Origin of the sequence: Paenibacillus pseudetheri, from assembly GCF_924513355.1 — a bacterium.
GTDB classification, from domain to species: Bacteria; Bacillota; Bacilli; order Paenibacillales; family Paenibacillaceae; genus Paenibacillus_AQ; species Paenibacillus_AQ pseudetheri.
The window spans coordinates 1-15450 of the sequence record NZ_CAKMAB010000070.1 but is presented as its reverse complement, the minus strand read 5'-3'; the positions used below and the strand labels follow the sequence as shown (position 1 = coordinate 15450).

The window sequence follows — 15450 nt, the reverse complement described above, 5'->3', positions numbered from 1 at the left end:
ACATTGAGGAAACCCTTCCCAAATATTGTGGGACGGTTATTTGTTATACCCTTTTTCCAGTATAACATCCTTCATTCCGTTCATTTATTATTAAATATTGACAGCCTATTAGCTGGTATAGCCGCACATGCAGCGCAAGCGCCGCACCACAGATGGTGAAAATGGGTAAAATCAGTCAATACTGCTACTACGGCTGGCGAAGAAGGTCGATGAGCTATGGTGCCTTAGAGCCCATCCGTTAGTCTGACTCCAACGACCCCGGTACATCACAGATTGTCGCTCCCTTTTGGGAAGCACTCATGGTAGATTAATCCTACTCTGGTTGCTGCAACAGCCTAGTCTTTAGTGATTGAAGAACGAAGTTTGTTGTTTTTCTGTCTGCCTAACTTTATTTAAGTACACATAAGGCTCAGCCTTTTTTTAAAAATTGTTTTTCTGGGTCTTCTTTCTTATGTTCTTTTACTAGTTTTGAGCTATTTTAATTTTCATGGGAGCCTAATAAAAACAAGGAACACTGCCGAGGCAAACTGTTCCTTGTTTCGTTCAACTATAGTTCCCCGTTAGAATTCCTGTAGAATGAATAATTTGGACTATGCACAAAATAGAGCACCTCTGTAACATGGGAGTTGGATACTGGTCTACAGCCCTTTTAATCTCTATCTCATGACGATATGTATGGTCATGACCAATCCAGATATTAGAGCACTGCACCACTACAATGGAGACGAAAAAAAGCTCAAGAAAATGAAATTTATTATGAAATTATGTGGAAAAGTAGCCCGAATGCTTGTTGGCCTAGCCAAGAGCAGCGAAGCTTACAGTTCAGTTAAAGTATTTCCGCAGGCCACTTAAGCGCGTTATTTCACCAGTTGATGCATTCGCAGGATGGATAAGTAGCACGGAGTATCGGGAGGCATTGAACAAAAGGGCTCGGACCCGTTCCGTTAGAAAAACCGACCTCCACCCCTTAGTTAGATATGACGAAGGAATGAAAGGGCATAGACCCGTTGAGACATGGGAGTGAAAATCGCTAGGGGCGACATGGAGACGTGCAGGATATGGAACAAATTGGGTGATTTACTCTCACCTTTATTCTTGCATGCCCTTACAGTTGCTCCAAGCCACCTCCTCCTCTGTTTCCTTCTTATCTCACACATAGCTAAAGGTGAAATCCTGCGAATTCATGAGCTTGAGTGAGAAAACTAAATCATATTGAGGGAGCTTAATGGTGAGTTCAGTTTACAACTTTTATGTTTATCTTCTTCACCTTATCCCACAAAATAAAAAAGCCACGATTTTCGCGGCATTAGAGTATTTGTAATTGCCTAAAGATTTAATTCCATCCAATAATCTGCTTCAATAAAACCAAACTTTTTATATACTGGTCTACCTAATGTTGAAGCCCCGAGCCAAATTTTTGATACACCTGTGATTCTAGCTTCATCAACTAATTTAGTTAACAAAGTCGTAGCTATCCCTTGTCCACGGTAATTTTCTTTGGTATACATATTCGTGATATAGCCCATTTTACCACTCTTATTTGTGAATGAAGGCGGGAAATCATAGAAGATAATTGCACCAGTAGCAATAGTTTCTTCATTGTCTTCAACGATCCACTCGATTAACGAACCATCACTCATCTTATTGTGAAAAAAAGCATTGAGTTCGCTATCAATATCTTGATTCGGTTCGATCCCTTCATCAACTAATTGCTTTTTTCTTAGATGAACCAATTGATTAATATCATTCATATTTGCTTTACGATAGTACATCTACTCACCGCCCCAACATATGTATTTATTGCTGTACGGAGTTTAGCATATTTCAGAGTGGAAGTCACCGACTAACATAAACATAGAAAAGCTTGCAAGTTCGTGTTGACCATCTTGCAAGCCTAATACCATACAAATATTCAATTCTTCTAAATCAAAGATCTAAAATGCAGTTTGAATCGGAAGAGGCGCCATCTTCTTACCAAGCAGGGAAGTTCCTTCTCCATACATTGTTATTCAAGTTCCATGCATTTCCGCCTGTGAGTGGGGCAAAGGAATGATCAAACTGTAACAATCTTCGTTCACCGGGGGATATAAGCGCTGCATCCAATGTTTCAATTGCTGAAGGAAGAAAGCAATAAAAATAGCCCAATTATTATCATTGGTGGCATTAAAATAAAATATTGAGGCTGGTTGGGACGCAAGATCCCGTATAACAAACGATCCTGGTGACCAAAGTAGCGGAGCGACTGCTGTGGCAATGCTATGTTATGTCAGTGACTTCTTTGAATAATCCTACATTTCTTAGTTCCTTAATATTTCTGTATTTCCTTCCTTTAAATCTATAAATACAGGCTTTTGGACGCTATTAATCTCCTCTATTTCTATGTCTTCAATGTACATAAATCTCAATTGTAATGATTCATTATTTCTGTCATTGTAGATAAGCGTTCCATCACCCGCTACGAGTTCATTACTTAAATCAGCCGTAACATTAAATAAGAACATTACAAATACAACTTTATTTCCGTCTGGATACTGATATTCCATTCGTGGACCTGTATATACTGAAAACAATCTATATTCTTTAATTTGTAAACCCGTCTCTTCCTTAACTTCCCTAATCATTGTTTCTTCTATTGTCTCTCCAGCTTCCATACCACCACCAGGTAATCCCCAATCTCCATAATCCGATCGTTTCTGTAATAGTATTCTCCCTCTATCATCTTTAATAATTGCTCCACCCGTAACAACAATATTTTTTGTCATATTTTAGTCCTCTTATGTTTTTATTATTTGTCTTATTCCCACTGAACTCATCTAACGCCTAATCCACGCACTCGCATATTCTCATGAAGCTTTTCCCTTAATCTTCCTCCGTAGAGTGATAGACGAAGCTATTCATCATCTTCGACTTCGTTGTCATCATATCCGTGGACTCTAGATGCAAAGGATATCTTCGATGCACCAAGTTTATAGATTATGGGATGTGTCTTACTTATCATTGTGTTCACCTCTCATAACATGAGACGTATATAAAAGCCTTTTGTTACGTCAAACTGCCCGTTAGCCATCCATACAGCGCAAGTGCTGCACCACAGATGATGAAAATGGTTAGAATCCGTCAATACTGCTACACGGCTGACTCCAAAGAAGTGGACAGCTTCGCTTATTTTTGGAGCGGATGCTTCGCTCTTTTGTTGTCGAGCAAGCACATCCTCGAACGTTGATGCACTCCGAAAAATGTCTTTTCTACGCTGGCTTTCTTTTATTCGTAAATGAAGTACGTCATCTGGAATATCTAGAAGAATTGATTCATCCGTGAGTGTACCGCACCTCTTCAATCGCTTGGAGAGTCCATTTCTTCTCTGACCTGAATTTTACTAACATGCTTTCAATAAGCTCTAAGGCGATTTCCATTTAACGCCCTCCTAGTAAAAGCTCCCATCTATTTTATACTACCAAACAAACGCTCCCTGCTACAATGGTCAATTAATATCACTGTTAGCAAGCTAAACTGCCCGTTTATTGAATAAAGGCAGCCGATAACGTTGACTGATCGGCTGCCTTATCGTGTTTATTGAGCTATCGATTCCCGTTAGCTTATTTCCGAAATCCCTCGGACAGACCGAGGGGCGATAGCCTCAATGCTGGAATATGGTGTAATCTGATGGATACGCCTTCTAGGAAACACTAACATTTCTTTTACTTAATTTCTTAAATACCGAGTATTCCTTATTGGACTTAATAAAACTTAATATCTTTTCGGCACATTCTATTGGATTCATCTCTTCAGTATTTACTTCAAGGTCATATTCATCAATGCAATATACTTTGCTGAACTGAGAAGCTGCTAGTCCAATTTTTCTATCTCCTCTTGTTTGCTCTCTTCTTATGAGTTCTTCTTTCGAGCATATTACACCTATAAATAATGTAGGCTGATCGACAAATACATCAAGACACTCATTAAACCACTTGTCATTTTCGATTACAGTATCTACTATTACATTCAAACCCATTTCTGAAAACAATTTAATTGTCGAATAGTACATAGAGATTAAGGGATCAAACATTATTTGTGCGATAACTTGCTCATCTACTTCTCTTGTAGGTTCAATATCTGAAAATTTATTATTAAAAAAATCCTTGATAAAATCATCTATTGATAAATGATGAAAAAGAATCTCTTTCTGAGTTATCAGTTCAGTAGAAATACTAGTCTTCCCTGAACTTGAAGTTCCGTTCATCAACACAATGATTCCTTGCTTCAAACGAATCACCCTCACATATAAAATTTGCGTATCTTTCAGATAACGTTATATTCACAAAGTTAATAAAATTATCCAACTCATAAAATATTCAAGAACGATTGAACTATCCTGCCCGATCGTATTATGAGGTCAACCATTTCTTTCTGGTTAATCCTTTTTGATTAAGGTAGCCGGTCGAGCGTTCCTGCCCGTGGGACTTGATCCCCAGCGCTATAATGTCCCCCCCTACTTGTCATCGACCATGATTGAGGCTGGTTGGGACAAAGATCCCGTATCACATGCGATGCTGTGGGGCGACAAGAAGGTTCATAGGGGCTGCTGAACAGAGAAAATAAAGTATTAGCCTCATTCACATAATTAAAAACAGTGGTTGTCATGGGCAAGAAAATAAAGTCCTAGACTGTCGCTGTTTTATTGAATTATCGTGTCTCGTTAGTTCAATCAATTCCTACTTTCTTCTTCAAACTCCTTGATTAACTCCTGGGACCTTTTCATTGCTTCCTGCCTGTCTTTCGCTGGTGCTGTAATCATATGTCCGTTTAATGGAGACCACTGGTCATCATCATTCATAACTTTAATTGTAAATTCAGAGAATTTATCATCAGTATATACCCAACCGTAAGTGAAAATATTAGGCTCTATTCTACCTTTATCATCTATGATTCGAAAACCGGAGAAAATGGTTGTGAAATTATGACCATCGTAATGCAATTTTAATTCTGTTCTATCTTTAGGAATTTGAGGAATCTTACTTCCTTCAAAGTTAATAACACCTTTAAAGGTTCTTTTGCCATTTATATGATTTTGCAATTTCCCATCAAGATGTACTTTTATACGCTCGATTATTCCTTCCGTTCCTAGTTGATAATAAACTCCATTTACTGTCTCTGAGTACCGCTTAGGTATGAAGTACCAAAAAGAGAATATACTTACGATCATTGAAACTATCGTAAGTAAAACAGCGATTTTCCGCTTCATTACACACCTCCTTTATTTTTCCAGTCTCTTCCTTTAATAAATGTAAACCTACTCACTAAGTTGCACTATCCTGCCCGTTAACTTAAAGATAAGGCAGCCGATCGATCTGACCGGCTGCCTCTCTGTATTTATTGAACTAACGTTCCCAGTTAGCTTAATCTCGAACATAAACTACCCTGCCAAAACTGGCAAGGGACGGTGCTTACATATATTGTAACATCAGCATAATTCATTTTGATCATCATCTAAATGAAGATTATCATCTGCTTAGTAACATCACATAGCTCATTTCCACTCTTCTTCCAAAATAGCGTAATAGTATTCATCCCACCATTCATCACCATTTGGTATACATTTCTTAAAATAGCCTTCTCTCCTCATTCCAATTTTATCCATTACTCGGTATGATGGAATATTCTGAGGCTGACATGTAGCTATAATCCTATGTAATTTCATTTTCTCAAAACCATATTTCAATATAGCTTGTGCTGCTTCAGAAGCATACCCTTTTTTGTGATACTTAGGATTAAACACCCAACCGATCTCATAAGTATGATCACCAAAATACTTATAAAAAACAATGTGACCAATGAGAAGATTTTCTTCCATTAATACAACAGGGAAATTTCCAGCGTTATCACCTATGTTTTTATTTATAAACTCCTTAGTATATTCTTCAGAAAAAATCCCTTCAGGTAAATATTTCATAACGTTAATCTCTGATGTATACTCATGTACAGCTTGCCAATCTATAACTTCAAATTTGCGTATCAATAATCTATCGGTTTTTATATACATTCTTCACTTTTCCCCCATCAAAATTATTAATCCATTAATATTTATTTCAATAATAGATGTTAAATACCCTCTAAAATAAACGGTCATTCTTCATCTATACTGCCCGTTAGCACAAACATTGTGTCTTGTTATAATTCACTTACCTTAGTCACGATAAATCCTGATTCATAATTATGATTGAATGTGATTGTAAACATCTTGACTTTCTTGTCTCTTTTATTGTCTATAACTCTTTAGACCGCTGCCAATACATCCAATTCGTAAAAACCACCTTCGACTTCTCTCATATCCGTTACTTGAAATGGGTCAAACCAGTAGACGTATTCTATTCCTGTCTTCAAGTACCCTTTTTCTTGTAGGGCTAGTAGTGTCCTTCTTTGCAACTCTGTTGTTAACATACGTTCCAGTTGTTCTTCTCTTGTTTGGAAATCCCCATAAAGCGACCCATTCAATCGAATCTATTTCTTTAGATAGTATAGTCCCAATGTATAGGACTAGAATTGACATAAATTTTTCTGCTCACCTCATCACCTACCCATAATTTTCATAGTTGGAATTGTTTTATGTATCCAAGAAATTGTTCCGTTATCCTGCCCTTTAGCATAACGAAAAGCTGCCTAGCGACAGCCCCTCTCAGTGTTGAACTATAATGTCCCGTTAGCTCAAGGTATGCCGTACTTCTCTTCAAACTCTTTTATTAGTTCATCCCTTTTATCTTTTCCCACAAGAATCCAAGTTTCATCTTGAAGTCGAGTTGATATTAACTTTTCAGCAGTATCAATTCTTAGGTTTCTACCAAAGGGCGTTAATGCGAGAGAGCAGATAAGTATACTTAGAACTGCAATTCCTACAACCATCCGTTTTAAATTCATGATTCTTCCCTTCCCAAACCGTTCTAATTACTTAAACGAATACAGGAAGAATTTGTTGCGTTAAACTGCCTGTTAGTTGAACAAATAAAAAACGGCTGCCGAAGCAACCGCTATTCCACTAACGTGTCCCGTTAGCCATACATGCAGCGCAAACGCCGCACCACAGATGATGAAAATGGGTAAAATCAGTCAATACTGCTACTACGGCTGGCGAAGAAGGTCGATGAGCTATGGTGCCTTAGAGCCCATCCGTTAGTCTGACTCCAACGACCCCGGTGCATCACAGATTGTCGCTCCCTTTCGGGAAGCACTCATGGGAGATTAATCCTACTCTGGTTTTTGCACCAGCCTAGTCTTTAGTGATTGTAGAACGAAGTTTGTTGTTTTTCTCTCTGCCTAACTTTATTTAAGTACACATAAGGCTCAGCCTTTTTTAAAAAGTGTTTTTCTGGGTCTTCTTTCTTATGTTCTTTTACTAGTTTTGAGCTAATTTAATTTTCATGGGAGCTCAATGATTTTACCCATACATTCTTTAGAAAATTGGTCAGCTTCCAGCAACGCTTGTAAATTAAACGGAGAAATCTTCAAGAATTTCAACTACCTCGATTTTTCCATTAATCAAAAGCTCAGGAAGTTCATTTTTAACATTTCCCTTCCAATACGCCCTAGCCTGTTCTATTTTTAAGGAAAAGGGAACCCCATCTTCTTTCGGTAAAAGGTTTCCATCGCCCTCAAAGAAACTTCCTACAACCCGCAGTTTAACAAGTTGTAAAACTTTTCGATTGTATGAATCAAATATATCTTTCCATTTCAATGCGTCTTCATAGCTTTTAGCATCGTATAAACAGGACAATCTTGAAGGGTATTCAGGATATTCTTGTAGTCTTACCATTTCAACTATAACTTCTCTGATAGCTCTAATTGTCTGCCCTACATCACTAATCGATATTTCGGCATTTTCTTTGTTCATCTTCAAGCCTTCATCAGTATAATGACCGTATAGAATCTGAATAAAGTCTTCGCCTTTGGAATTCAAACGTTCCTTCTCAAAAAAGAAGTGATACAGGGTGTTTTTTTTGGTTGTCATCAAAGTATATCACCTGTCTTAGAGACATTTTTTTCTTAGTAACAATGTGATATACATACAATTCTTTATCTACCAAGGCTTCTCCCCCATCACTATACGTATTTACTTATTTTACCACAACAAAATCAACCTAACTACTACGCTAAACTGCCCGTTAGTTGAACAAAGGGCTACCTCTCATTATTGAACTATAGTGTCCCGTTAGCTTAAGACAAACTATCGTTACTTAATCTTTCGCATTGCACCTAGAACAATATTGTATCCGTCAGGATCAAGGATATGGGCATTCTTAAATTCCCAATCGCCGTGTGCTCCCGTAAACGGTTCTATTCCGATATTGCCACCATTCACACACACTTCTTCGACAAATTGGTCTAGTTCCTCCCAACCGATGTTCAGGAAAGTATCCCAGCCGTAGTCAGGACCTATCCATTCTGTAGGATAATTCGGGCGCTTTGCAGAGACGACATTTGGTTTTACATCCTCGCTTGAAACAGCTTGCTGAAGTATGAAAGACACTTCATCGCGTTCCGCATGTCCCCAATCATCCACAGAACATCCGAGGCAATCACGGTAATAGGACTGCGATTTCTGCAGGTCTGAAACTAGACGAACCTGAATCGGTTTTCCCAGTATTATTTTGGACTTTTCTTTCTTTTCGATTACTTCTTCATTCACACAAACCCCTCCATTTTTTGGTAGAATTATGTAAAATCATTCGGCATCATTTCGATATATCCTTCACGAGAAGTAAAAACAATTATGATTACGTTAAACTGCCCATTAGTTGAACAAAGGCAGCCGATCTATTGACCGGCTGCCTTATCGTGTTTATCATTAGCGCAATGTAGTACGACAGGTGCCGATGAGAAACACATGATTGTCGTATGGAGTAAAATAGTCACTTTCTCTTTACTGGTATCCATATTTCCCCAGTAATGTGGCCTGGCATTCCATAATACATTTCAAAACTAGGGGCTTCAACCTGTTCGTATTCAGATGTTGGAAACCACTCGGAATATATTCGTTCCCATAGTTTTTGCAAATCACATTGCGGATCCGGGAATATAGCCCATGTTAATGCCGGGACAGAAAGTCTTGTAAATCTCTCTGGAATTTCAAGTCCCTTTGGTAAATGATAACATATCATGTATTTGAAAGATTCTGCAGTGTGATCATATAAGGCAGCGTGCAATACAGTGTTACTAAAACGTCCCAGAAAATCGTTCATAAGTTCAACACTGCCATCATCATCACATTTTTGACGGAAATGAGGAACTTCAGAAAATGCTGTTTGTCTGTCCGAATTTATAAGATCATTAACTCCAAACATCTCAAAATACCCTTTTTGTTCAATTCGATAATTCATTTCGATATCTCCTTTTATTGAAATATGAAAGGACATTCGCGGATAGGCTTTTAGAGAGACGCCTTTATCGCGCGCAGACATCGGCATTATCCCATGAAGATTCTTAAACGCCCGTGCAAACGCTTCTGGCGAATTATATCCATATTTCATAGCTACATCAATAACCTTAGCATCTTTTGTTTGCAGTTCAAATGCTGCCAATGTCAACCGTCGACGTCGAATGTACTCAGATAACGATACTCCAGTAATAAACGGAAACATTCTTTGAAAATGATAGGTAGAGCAACAGGCTCTCTGCGCTATTTCATCAAATGAGATATTGTCCGCTAGATTTGTTTCGATATATTCCATGGCGTTCTTCATCCTGTCCAACCAATCCATCGTTTTCCCTCCCTTCAATATAAAATTTAACGCAGATAGAAAATGATTACCGTGCATTTTCTGCACAAAAAAGTCAGCATGTCGATGATAATCCATCTCTTTGTTGTACCATTGAGCAAATCTATCCGTTAACGTAATGCCGTTCCCGGTCTAATACTATATTTTCTCACTCCACTAGTTTATTTTCTTTTAACACCAGCCTAATAATTGGCTTCACTTGAATTATGCATTTTTAAATTCTTGAATTCTTGAATAGATCTACCTTTGTCATCATTAGACTCATAATATGAATTGTTTGAATAACTTTTTATTACGTTCCTCCAAAATGCCTGAGCTGGATAGTTTCTTTCAACTTGCATTACTTTCCAATTCCCCTTATATCGATCAAAAATCTGAATTGCAACTTGTTTACCTATACCTTTTCCATTATATTTCTTAAGAATGGAAAACTGTTCAATTTCAAACGACGGTTTACTATTTGTCATTTTCACAATAACAAAGCCTAACAATGTCCCAGTTGACTTAATAAAGAAAGAACTATATTCGTCTTTAGATAAATATTCAGTGACTGGAGCTTTCCTAAACAAACCCTCTTTATTAACTTCGAAATTCAAATATTGACTAAACTCATAATCATAGAACTCGAACATATTTCGCAAGATGTGTTCCTCATTTAATCGCACTTCTTCAATATAAACATTCACATATCTCATCCTGTCTTTTTGATAACTTCCAAATTATGAAGTTATATCCTATTCAATATTGCTAATGAATTCGTCTATATGGTTAAATTATCGTGACCGTTAGCTTAATGAAAAGAGCAGGATACCGAAGCACCTGCTCATCAATGATTAATTGTTCAACTATCGTTTCCCGTTACCTTAAAACCTAAATCGAACTGAATGCAAACATTATTTCAGATTCGCATACCAATTCATTATTTACCGTGGCGACGCCCTTTCCTTTGACGATTTGTCCCTTGATTCGAATTACATCAAATACAAGAAGGAGTTGGTCTCCTGGTTTTACTTGTCGTTTGAAACGACAACTATCAATACCAGTCAGTAAGCCTATTTTATGATTGTTGCTCTCAACGTTGGACATAGCGATTCCACCGACCTGTGCCAGTGCTTCTACAATTAAGACTCCAGGCATTACGGGATAGTCAGGGAAATGACCGAGAAAATAAGGTTCATTAATGGTTACATTTTTAATTCCAACAGCTCTCTTCCCCTCATTAATCTCCAATATTCTATCGACCAAGAGAAATGGATTCCGATGAGGAATAATCTCTTTAATTCTTTCAATATCAAGCATGGATTTGCCTCCCTAATCGGTTTATTACCATTTTATCGCCTTTGGATTAAACCGGCCCGAAAAAAACTCAACATAACTTTTGTTAAACTATCCTATCCGTTAGCGTAATAACTGCTCGAAATCAATAACCAAAGGGTATATACTCTCCATTGAAATGATAATGGTAGCCGTTATCTATTCGGACATATCCGAGTATACAATGATCTCTATCCCTGTATGAGACACTAGAGTAGTTTTTATTGTCTTTATTACCTTCAGCAATCAAAATTTCATTGTCTTCACAAGCTAAAACAATTCCGATATGATCGTGAGAATTATCGGAGAGAAGCTTATCGAAAATAACAATATCACCACGTGCCGGATTAAATTCTTCTTGTTTAGCGTCATAGAAAAATCTAGTTTCGGGCAGCTGAGCCCAATCCAACCACGCACCAACCCCAGCTAGACGATACATTCGGTTAGGATATCGAATTGGAAGAAGTATTCCAACCTGCATACAGCAATAGTATACAAATGCAGCACACCAATTACCTTCTAGTACTTTATAGATATCAGAGTCCGGCCAATACTTGCAAATTTCCCGATAACGTTCATCTTCCGGTACCCCGATTATGTTTTGCCCTGCGAGCTTTTCCGCAAAATCAGCCAGCCTAAGTCGACTGTCTTTAGTTTTTCTATTTAATGCTTCCGCATCTACGATAAATTCCGTATCTACATTTCCCTCCGGGATCCCTAATTCAATAAATACATTTTGTAGTCTATGTATATCCGTCTTAAGCAAATGATTACCTGTATTTTGAAAGTACATCTGCAATAAAATAGCGTCTTTAATAACTTCCTCATCTGGTCCATGAACTCGATGTCTATCATCTTGATAAAAGATTGACCTAAGAATTACTGACATCTCTTCGTCGGTAAAGATTTGGGTGCTACGTATTATAGGTCTTACCGCGTCTGCACTGTTGTGACCAGGAAAGTTATTAATTCCAGTTTTATAGAAATAAAAATCATGTAGCACCCCCGCGGTCGCAGCGATTTCCGAATCTTGTCCTCTTCTCATAGCGAGCATCGAAGCGAAGGTAGACACTCCTGAAAGATGAGCCCAAGCCTTCTGATTCTTGAAGTTGCTCTGCATTTCATAAACAAGGGATCGAACAATTTCAAGTCGCTTAGATTTCTTCTCACATATCATAATTAATTCCCCAATCCCCGAACTAACACAGGCTTATGTCCGTAGCCTCTCTGTACTCATAAAACTAACGTATCCCGTTAGTTCAAGCTTTAGCTCAACGAGTCATTTGAGGATATATCTCGTTAGGTGGTCTGCTCAATCGAGTGTCCAGTTTATAATATTTTGTTACCCAATGGTTTAATGACTTTGCTTTGAAACCAAGACTCTTATACAATTTTATTGCAGGATTGCCTTTCACAACCCCGAGTGTCACGATTTCCCCACCCCTTCGCACAATTTCATTTACAAGAAATGAAATAAAAGCTCTGCCGTATCCTCGTGATTGAAGATCTAGACGAACGGACACATGACTCAGTTCAAAACCGTCAATAATTCCGACTGCTGCTATTTCACCATCAATAAGCATCACGAATCTATTGCTTCTATCTTTGGCGAATCTCATCCGCTCTGTTTCGTTAGGAGGATAATAATAAGACGGAAGAATCCCCACGCGTTCATGCATTTCGTAAAAAGCTATTTCGCAAATGTTATGGCATATTACATAATCATCATCTTCGTATTGCCTTACAGTGATATTAGTCTCAGGAAGAAGTACACCTTCACGCTCCATGATAAAGGATGAATAACTAATGTAATAACCATGCTTATATAAAAATTGCTGAGAACAACGGTCGCCATCTATACAGAAACCTATCGAACGTTCTACTGCTACATTTTGAGAAAGTATTTTATCCGCCTTTTCCATAAGTGTGGCACCGATGCCCATTCTTCTGTATTCTTCGTTAACAAATATCGTCGTCAACGCTCTTCTCTTAAAGCCATCAAAAGAGAGAAAACCTACCGTGAAGTCGTTGTAACGAGCAACAAATATACCGTCTGAGCGCATTTTGTTACTCTGTTGAAACACATTAAATTGTTCATTTTCACACAACATGGCTGTGATTGAAGCTTCGTCCCTTTCGGGTTTATAGGGTTCAATTTTCAGTTGTTCCATCGGCATTCACCTTTGACCAGAAGTTTAGTTTTGCTGCAATTTTCATAAATCCTCCTTAATCCTTAGGACTGGAGCTAATACGTACTCTATAATAATTAGACCATAATTTACAAAAATAGGTTTCTCTATACTATCCGATTAGTTGAACAAATAAAACGGCTGCCGAAAACCGCTATTCCACTATCGTTCTCCGTTAGCTTAGTTTCTAAAATACAAATTCTGTCTCGTTGTTTTCCTTATCAAGATATATAACCCTACAGGAATCTTTCCAACTATCCCAATTTAATATGCTATCAACTTCCACACGGAATAATTCATTATATGGTACATTCATGGGATTAGAAAAATCATAAAAAACAAGTTCATAGGGGCATGCCCAATAGCATCCATCAATCACAATTAGTTTTTTTTGTTGAAAATAAATTATTTCCCCCCAGCAAAATCCATGCCCTTTATAAGCCTCTTCGGGAACATAATGAATGGTTTCTTTATTTGATAAATTAACAATTGAATACCCCTGATAATCTAACCCACATAACAGATATTCTGTGCCATTTACCCCCAACCAACTGAATAAGAATGGGTCATAATTTCTATATATTATGTCGATGATTTTATGCTCACTATCCGTAACAATCCCTTTTGTGTAATTATATCTGATAAAACCTTCAACATGGTTATAGTGATGGATTTCAAGTTTGAACTTTCCTGAAGTTGAATAAATAATTTCAGTTTTCTCAGAGATGTAAAATTCATCTTGAAAATAGTACATCATCTCAGCTCTTTCACTGAGAAACTGTGAGTCCTCAACAATATTCCTCAAATTCTTTCACCTCGCCTTAGTATTACAAATTGTACCATATTTTCAGACAGGCTATTACGCTATCTTCCCGTCTAGTTGAATAAAGGCGGACTTTAAGGGGGAATCTGCTTAGGATCACCATGAATCCCCTCGCGTTGAGGGGATTTTTCCTATTGCAATGCATTAGGTGTCTCCTAACATTTCCTACAAACGCTAATGATAGATGAAGATGACGGAGAGAACGGCGTTTTATCCCAGTCAGCATATTGATGTTCGACGCGAAAGCCGTGACGGGTTAATAAAGATTGCAGCGTCGCCTGATCTGTGAACCGACAAGCAATTCGGGAAGTGGTTCGTTTATCCCCCGAATCACGCATCGTGACCCAATGCATGATATGCTGGCTAGCATCGTAACATTGTGTGCCTGATACCTTGACGTTTTTCCCATCCTTATCAATAAAAGATCCCCATTCTGTCTCCTCTTGATCGGATAAATCCGTTCCCTCCGGATTACGGGTCTCGAATGCAAAGATTCCATGGGGTTGTAAATGTTTGTGAACGGTAGTAAGCAAATCGTTTTGATCTTGATCACTTAAGAATGCCTGAAATGCATTGCCAGTCAAATAAATCATCGAAAATCGCTTGTCCGATTCGAAGGTACGGGCATCGCCTTCCATAAAAGTAACAGTCAACCCTCCCGCCTTCAACCGCGCATATGCGAGCATCGCCGAAGAGATATCTACACCGGTCATCGTTATGCCGGCTTTCGACAGGGGTATCGTAGTTAAGCCTGTACCACAAGCAAGTTCTAATACTTCGCCAGGACTCGATCTAGCAAGCTCAAGATAGAACTGATATTTGTCCATTTCACCGTCAAATTCAAGATCATAATTTACCGGATCCAAATATTCTTCAAGATTGCTATGTTCAATCAACGTCATTCCCCTTTCATTTAATGTTGCATCGAAGAAAAATAATTTCTATAAGGAAAAACATGTGCTTATTTAGACGCAGAAAGGATAATCTAAATGAAAGCCCTATCGACAGCCATCTTGCTTAACAGTATTATTTTACTTTTTTTTTGATAATCCGTTTGGTAATACATAGATATAATCAATTTTTATCGAACCTTACATAACTACTCTTTAAGTCGATAATCAGTACGTTATTCTGCCCGTTCGTATTATGAGGTCACCAGATCTTTCTGGTGGACCTCATTTTTGTGTGGTCGTAAGATAGCGGTAGCCGGGGATCGAACGTTTCTGCCCGTGGGAATCGGATCCCGAGAGCTATACAGTTCATCCCCCCTACTTGTTAAACCATGATTAGGCTGGTTGGGACAATGATCCCGAATCACATGCGATAATGTGGACGACAAGAAGGTTAGGGGTTGCCG

The 15450-nt window shown here is 38.1% G+C and carries 17 protein-coding genes and 1 pseudogene; 1 reads left to right on the top strand and 17 read right to left on the bottom strand.

Annotation, left to right across the window (positions count from 1 at the left end; translation table 11 throughout):
* The first annotated feature begins 663 nt into the window (after positions 1 to 663).
* Complete coding sequence (locus L1028_RS30385) at positions 664 to 852, top strand: hypothetical protein (RefSeq protein WP_234541878.1); 189 nt, start codon at positions 664 to 666, stop codon at positions 850 to 852.
* Between the two features lie 473 nt (positions 853 to 1325).
* On the opposite strand, the gene L1028_RS30380 is transcribed toward L1028_RS30385, so the two are convergent.
* The 17 genes and pseudogenes from L1028_RS30380 to L1028_RS30300 form a co-directional block, all read right to left on the bottom strand.
* Complete coding sequence (locus L1028_RS30380) at positions 1326 to 1772, bottom strand: GNAT family N-acetyltransferase (protein WP_234541877.1); 447 nt, start codon at positions 1770 to 1772, stop codon at positions 1326 to 1328.
* A 525-nt stretch (positions 1773 to 2297) separates the two neighbouring features.
* A complete protein-coding gene (locus L1028_RS30375; protein WP_234541876.1) occupies positions 2298 to 2762 on the bottom strand; it encodes an NUDIX domain-containing protein in 465 nt (154 codons plus the stop codon).
* Between the two features lie 248 nt (positions 2763 to 3010).
* Entirely contained in the window at positions 3011 to 3337 is a 327-nt protein-coding gene (locus L1028_RS30370) for a hypothetical protein (protein WP_234541875.1), read from the bottom strand.
* 339 nt (positions 3338 to 3676) lie between these two features.
* On the bottom strand, positions 3677 to 4264 hold the full coding sequence (locus tag L1028_RS30365) for a chloramphenicol phosphotransferase CPT family protein (protein WP_234541879.1): 588 nt from the start codon (positions 4262 to 4264) through the stop codon (positions 3677 to 3679).
* A 441-nt stretch (positions 4265 to 4705) separates the two neighbouring features.
* Positions 4706 to 5242 (bottom strand): hypothetical protein, encoded by a 537-nt coding sequence (locus L1028_RS30360; RefSeq protein ID WP_234541874.1) that lies wholly within the window; start codon positions 5240 to 5242, stop codon positions 4706 to 4708.
* A gap of 285 nt (positions 5243 to 5527) precedes the next feature.
* Entirely contained in the window at positions 5528 to 6040 is a 513-nt protein-coding gene (locus L1028_RS30355; RefSeq protein WP_234541873.1) for a GNAT family N-acetyltransferase, read from the bottom strand.
* 233 nt (positions 6041 to 6273) lie between these two features.
* The gene (locus tag L1028_RS30350) at positions 6274 to 6492 is read right to left on the bottom strand and encodes a hypothetical protein (protein WP_234541872.1); all 219 of its coding nucleotides are present in this window, start codon (positions 6490 to 6492) and stop codon (positions 6274 to 6276) included.
* A 210-nt stretch (positions 6493 to 6702) separates the two neighbouring features.
* The gene (locus L1028_RS30345; RefSeq protein WP_234541870.1) at positions 6703 to 6912 is read right to left on the bottom strand and encodes a hypothetical protein; all 210 of its coding nucleotides are present in this window, start codon (positions 6910 to 6912) and stop codon (positions 6703 to 6705) included.
* A gap of 568 nt (positions 6913 to 7480) precedes the next feature.
* Positions 7481 to 8075: pseudogene (locus L1028_RS30340) on the bottom strand (DUF2441 domain-containing protein).
* Between the two features lie 146 nt (positions 8076 to 8221).
* Positions 8222 to 8677 carry a VOC family protein gene (locus L1028_RS30335; protein ID WP_234541869.1) on the bottom strand — a complete coding sequence of 152 codons (456 nt, stop codon included), beginning with the start codon at positions 8675 to 8677 and terminating at the stop codon, positions 8222 to 8224.
* 223 nt (positions 8678 to 8900) lie between these two features.
* Positions 8901 to 9749, bottom strand: a complete 849-nt coding sequence (locus L1028_RS30330) for an AraC family transcriptional regulator (RefSeq protein WP_234541868.1) — start codon at positions 9747 to 9749, stop codon at positions 8901 to 8903.
* A 200-nt stretch (positions 9750 to 9949) separates the two neighbouring features.
* On the bottom strand, positions 9950 to 10453 hold the full coding sequence (locus L1028_RS30325) for a GNAT family N-acetyltransferase (protein WP_234541867.1): 504 nt from the start codon (positions 10451 to 10453) through the stop codon (positions 9950 to 9952).
* A gap of 184 nt (positions 10454 to 10637) precedes the next feature.
* Positions 10638 to 11066, bottom strand: coding sequence for a 3-hydroxyacyl-ACP dehydratase FabZ (gene fabZ, locus L1028_RS30320; RefSeq protein WP_234541866.1), 429 nt, complete (start codon positions 11064 to 11066; stop codon positions 10638 to 10640).
* Between the two features lie 121 nt (positions 11067 to 11187).
* Positions 11188 to 12258, bottom strand: coding sequence for a CHAP domain-containing protein (locus tag L1028_RS30315; protein WP_234541865.1), 1071 nt, complete (start codon positions 12256 to 12258; stop codon positions 11188 to 11190).
* A 94-nt stretch (positions 12259 to 12352) separates the two neighbouring features.
* Positions 12353 to 13252, bottom strand: a complete 900-nt coding sequence (locus L1028_RS30310; RefSeq protein WP_234541864.1) for a GNAT family N-acetyltransferase — start codon at positions 13250 to 13252, stop codon at positions 12353 to 12355.
* Between the two features lie 205 nt (positions 13253 to 13457).
* Positions 13458 to 14027 carry a hypothetical protein gene (locus L1028_RS30305; protein ID WP_234541863.1) on the bottom strand — a complete coding sequence of 190 codons (570 nt, stop codon included), beginning with the start codon at positions 14025 to 14027 and terminating at the stop codon, positions 13458 to 13460.
* A 221-nt stretch (positions 14028 to 14248) separates the two neighbouring features.
* Complete coding sequence (locus tag L1028_RS30300) at positions 14249 to 14995, bottom strand: class I SAM-dependent DNA methyltransferase (RefSeq protein ID WP_234541862.1); 747 nt, start codon at positions 14993 to 14995, stop codon at positions 14249 to 14251.
* Positions 14996 to 15450: the final 455 nt, after the last annotated feature.

Coding starts and splice junctions, on each gene's coding strand:
- L1028_RS30385 (WP_234541878.1), top strand. CDS start 664: ATGACGATATGTATGGTCATGACCAATCCAGATATTAGAGCACTGCAC.
- L1028_RS30380 (WP_234541877.1), bottom strand. CDS start 1,772: ATGTACTATCGTAAAGCAAATATGAATGATATTAATCAATTGGTTCAT.
- L1028_RS30375 (WP_234541876.1), bottom strand. CDS start 2,762: ATGACAAAAAATATTGTTGTTACGGGTGGAGCAATTATTAAAGATGAT.
- L1028_RS30360 (WP_234541874.1), bottom strand. CDS start 5,242: ATGAAGCGGAAAATCGCTGTTTTACTTACGATAGTTTCAATGATCGTA.
- L1028_RS30355 (WP_234541873.1), bottom strand. CDS start 6,040: ATGTATATAAAAACCGATAGATTATTGATACGCAAATTTGAAGTTATA.
- L1028_RS30345 (WP_234541870.1), bottom strand. CDS start 6,912: ATGAATTTAAAACGGATGGTTGTAGGAATTGCAGTTCTAAGTATACTT.
- L1028_RS30330 (WP_234541868.1), bottom strand. CDS start 9,749: ATGGATTGGTTGGACAGGATGAAGAACGCCATGGAATATATCGAAACA.
- fabZ (WP_234541866.1), bottom strand. CDS start 11,066: ATGCTTGATATTGAAAGAATTAAAGAGATTATTCCTCATCGGAATCCA.
- L1028_RS30315 (WP_234541865.1), bottom strand. CDS start 12,258: ATGATATGTGAGAAGAAATCTAAGCGACTTGAAATTGTTCGATCCCTT.
- L1028_RS30310 (WP_234541864.1), bottom strand. CDS start 13,252: ATGGAACAACTGAAAATTGAACCCTATAAACCCGAAAGGGACGAAGCT.
- L1028_RS30305 (WP_234541863.1), bottom strand. CDS start 14,027: ATGATGTACTATTTTCAAGATGAATTTTACATCTCTGAGAAAACTGAA.
- L1028_RS30300 (WP_234541862.1), bottom strand. CDS start 14,995: ATGACGTTGATTGAACATAGCAATCTTGAAGAATATTTGGATCCGGTA.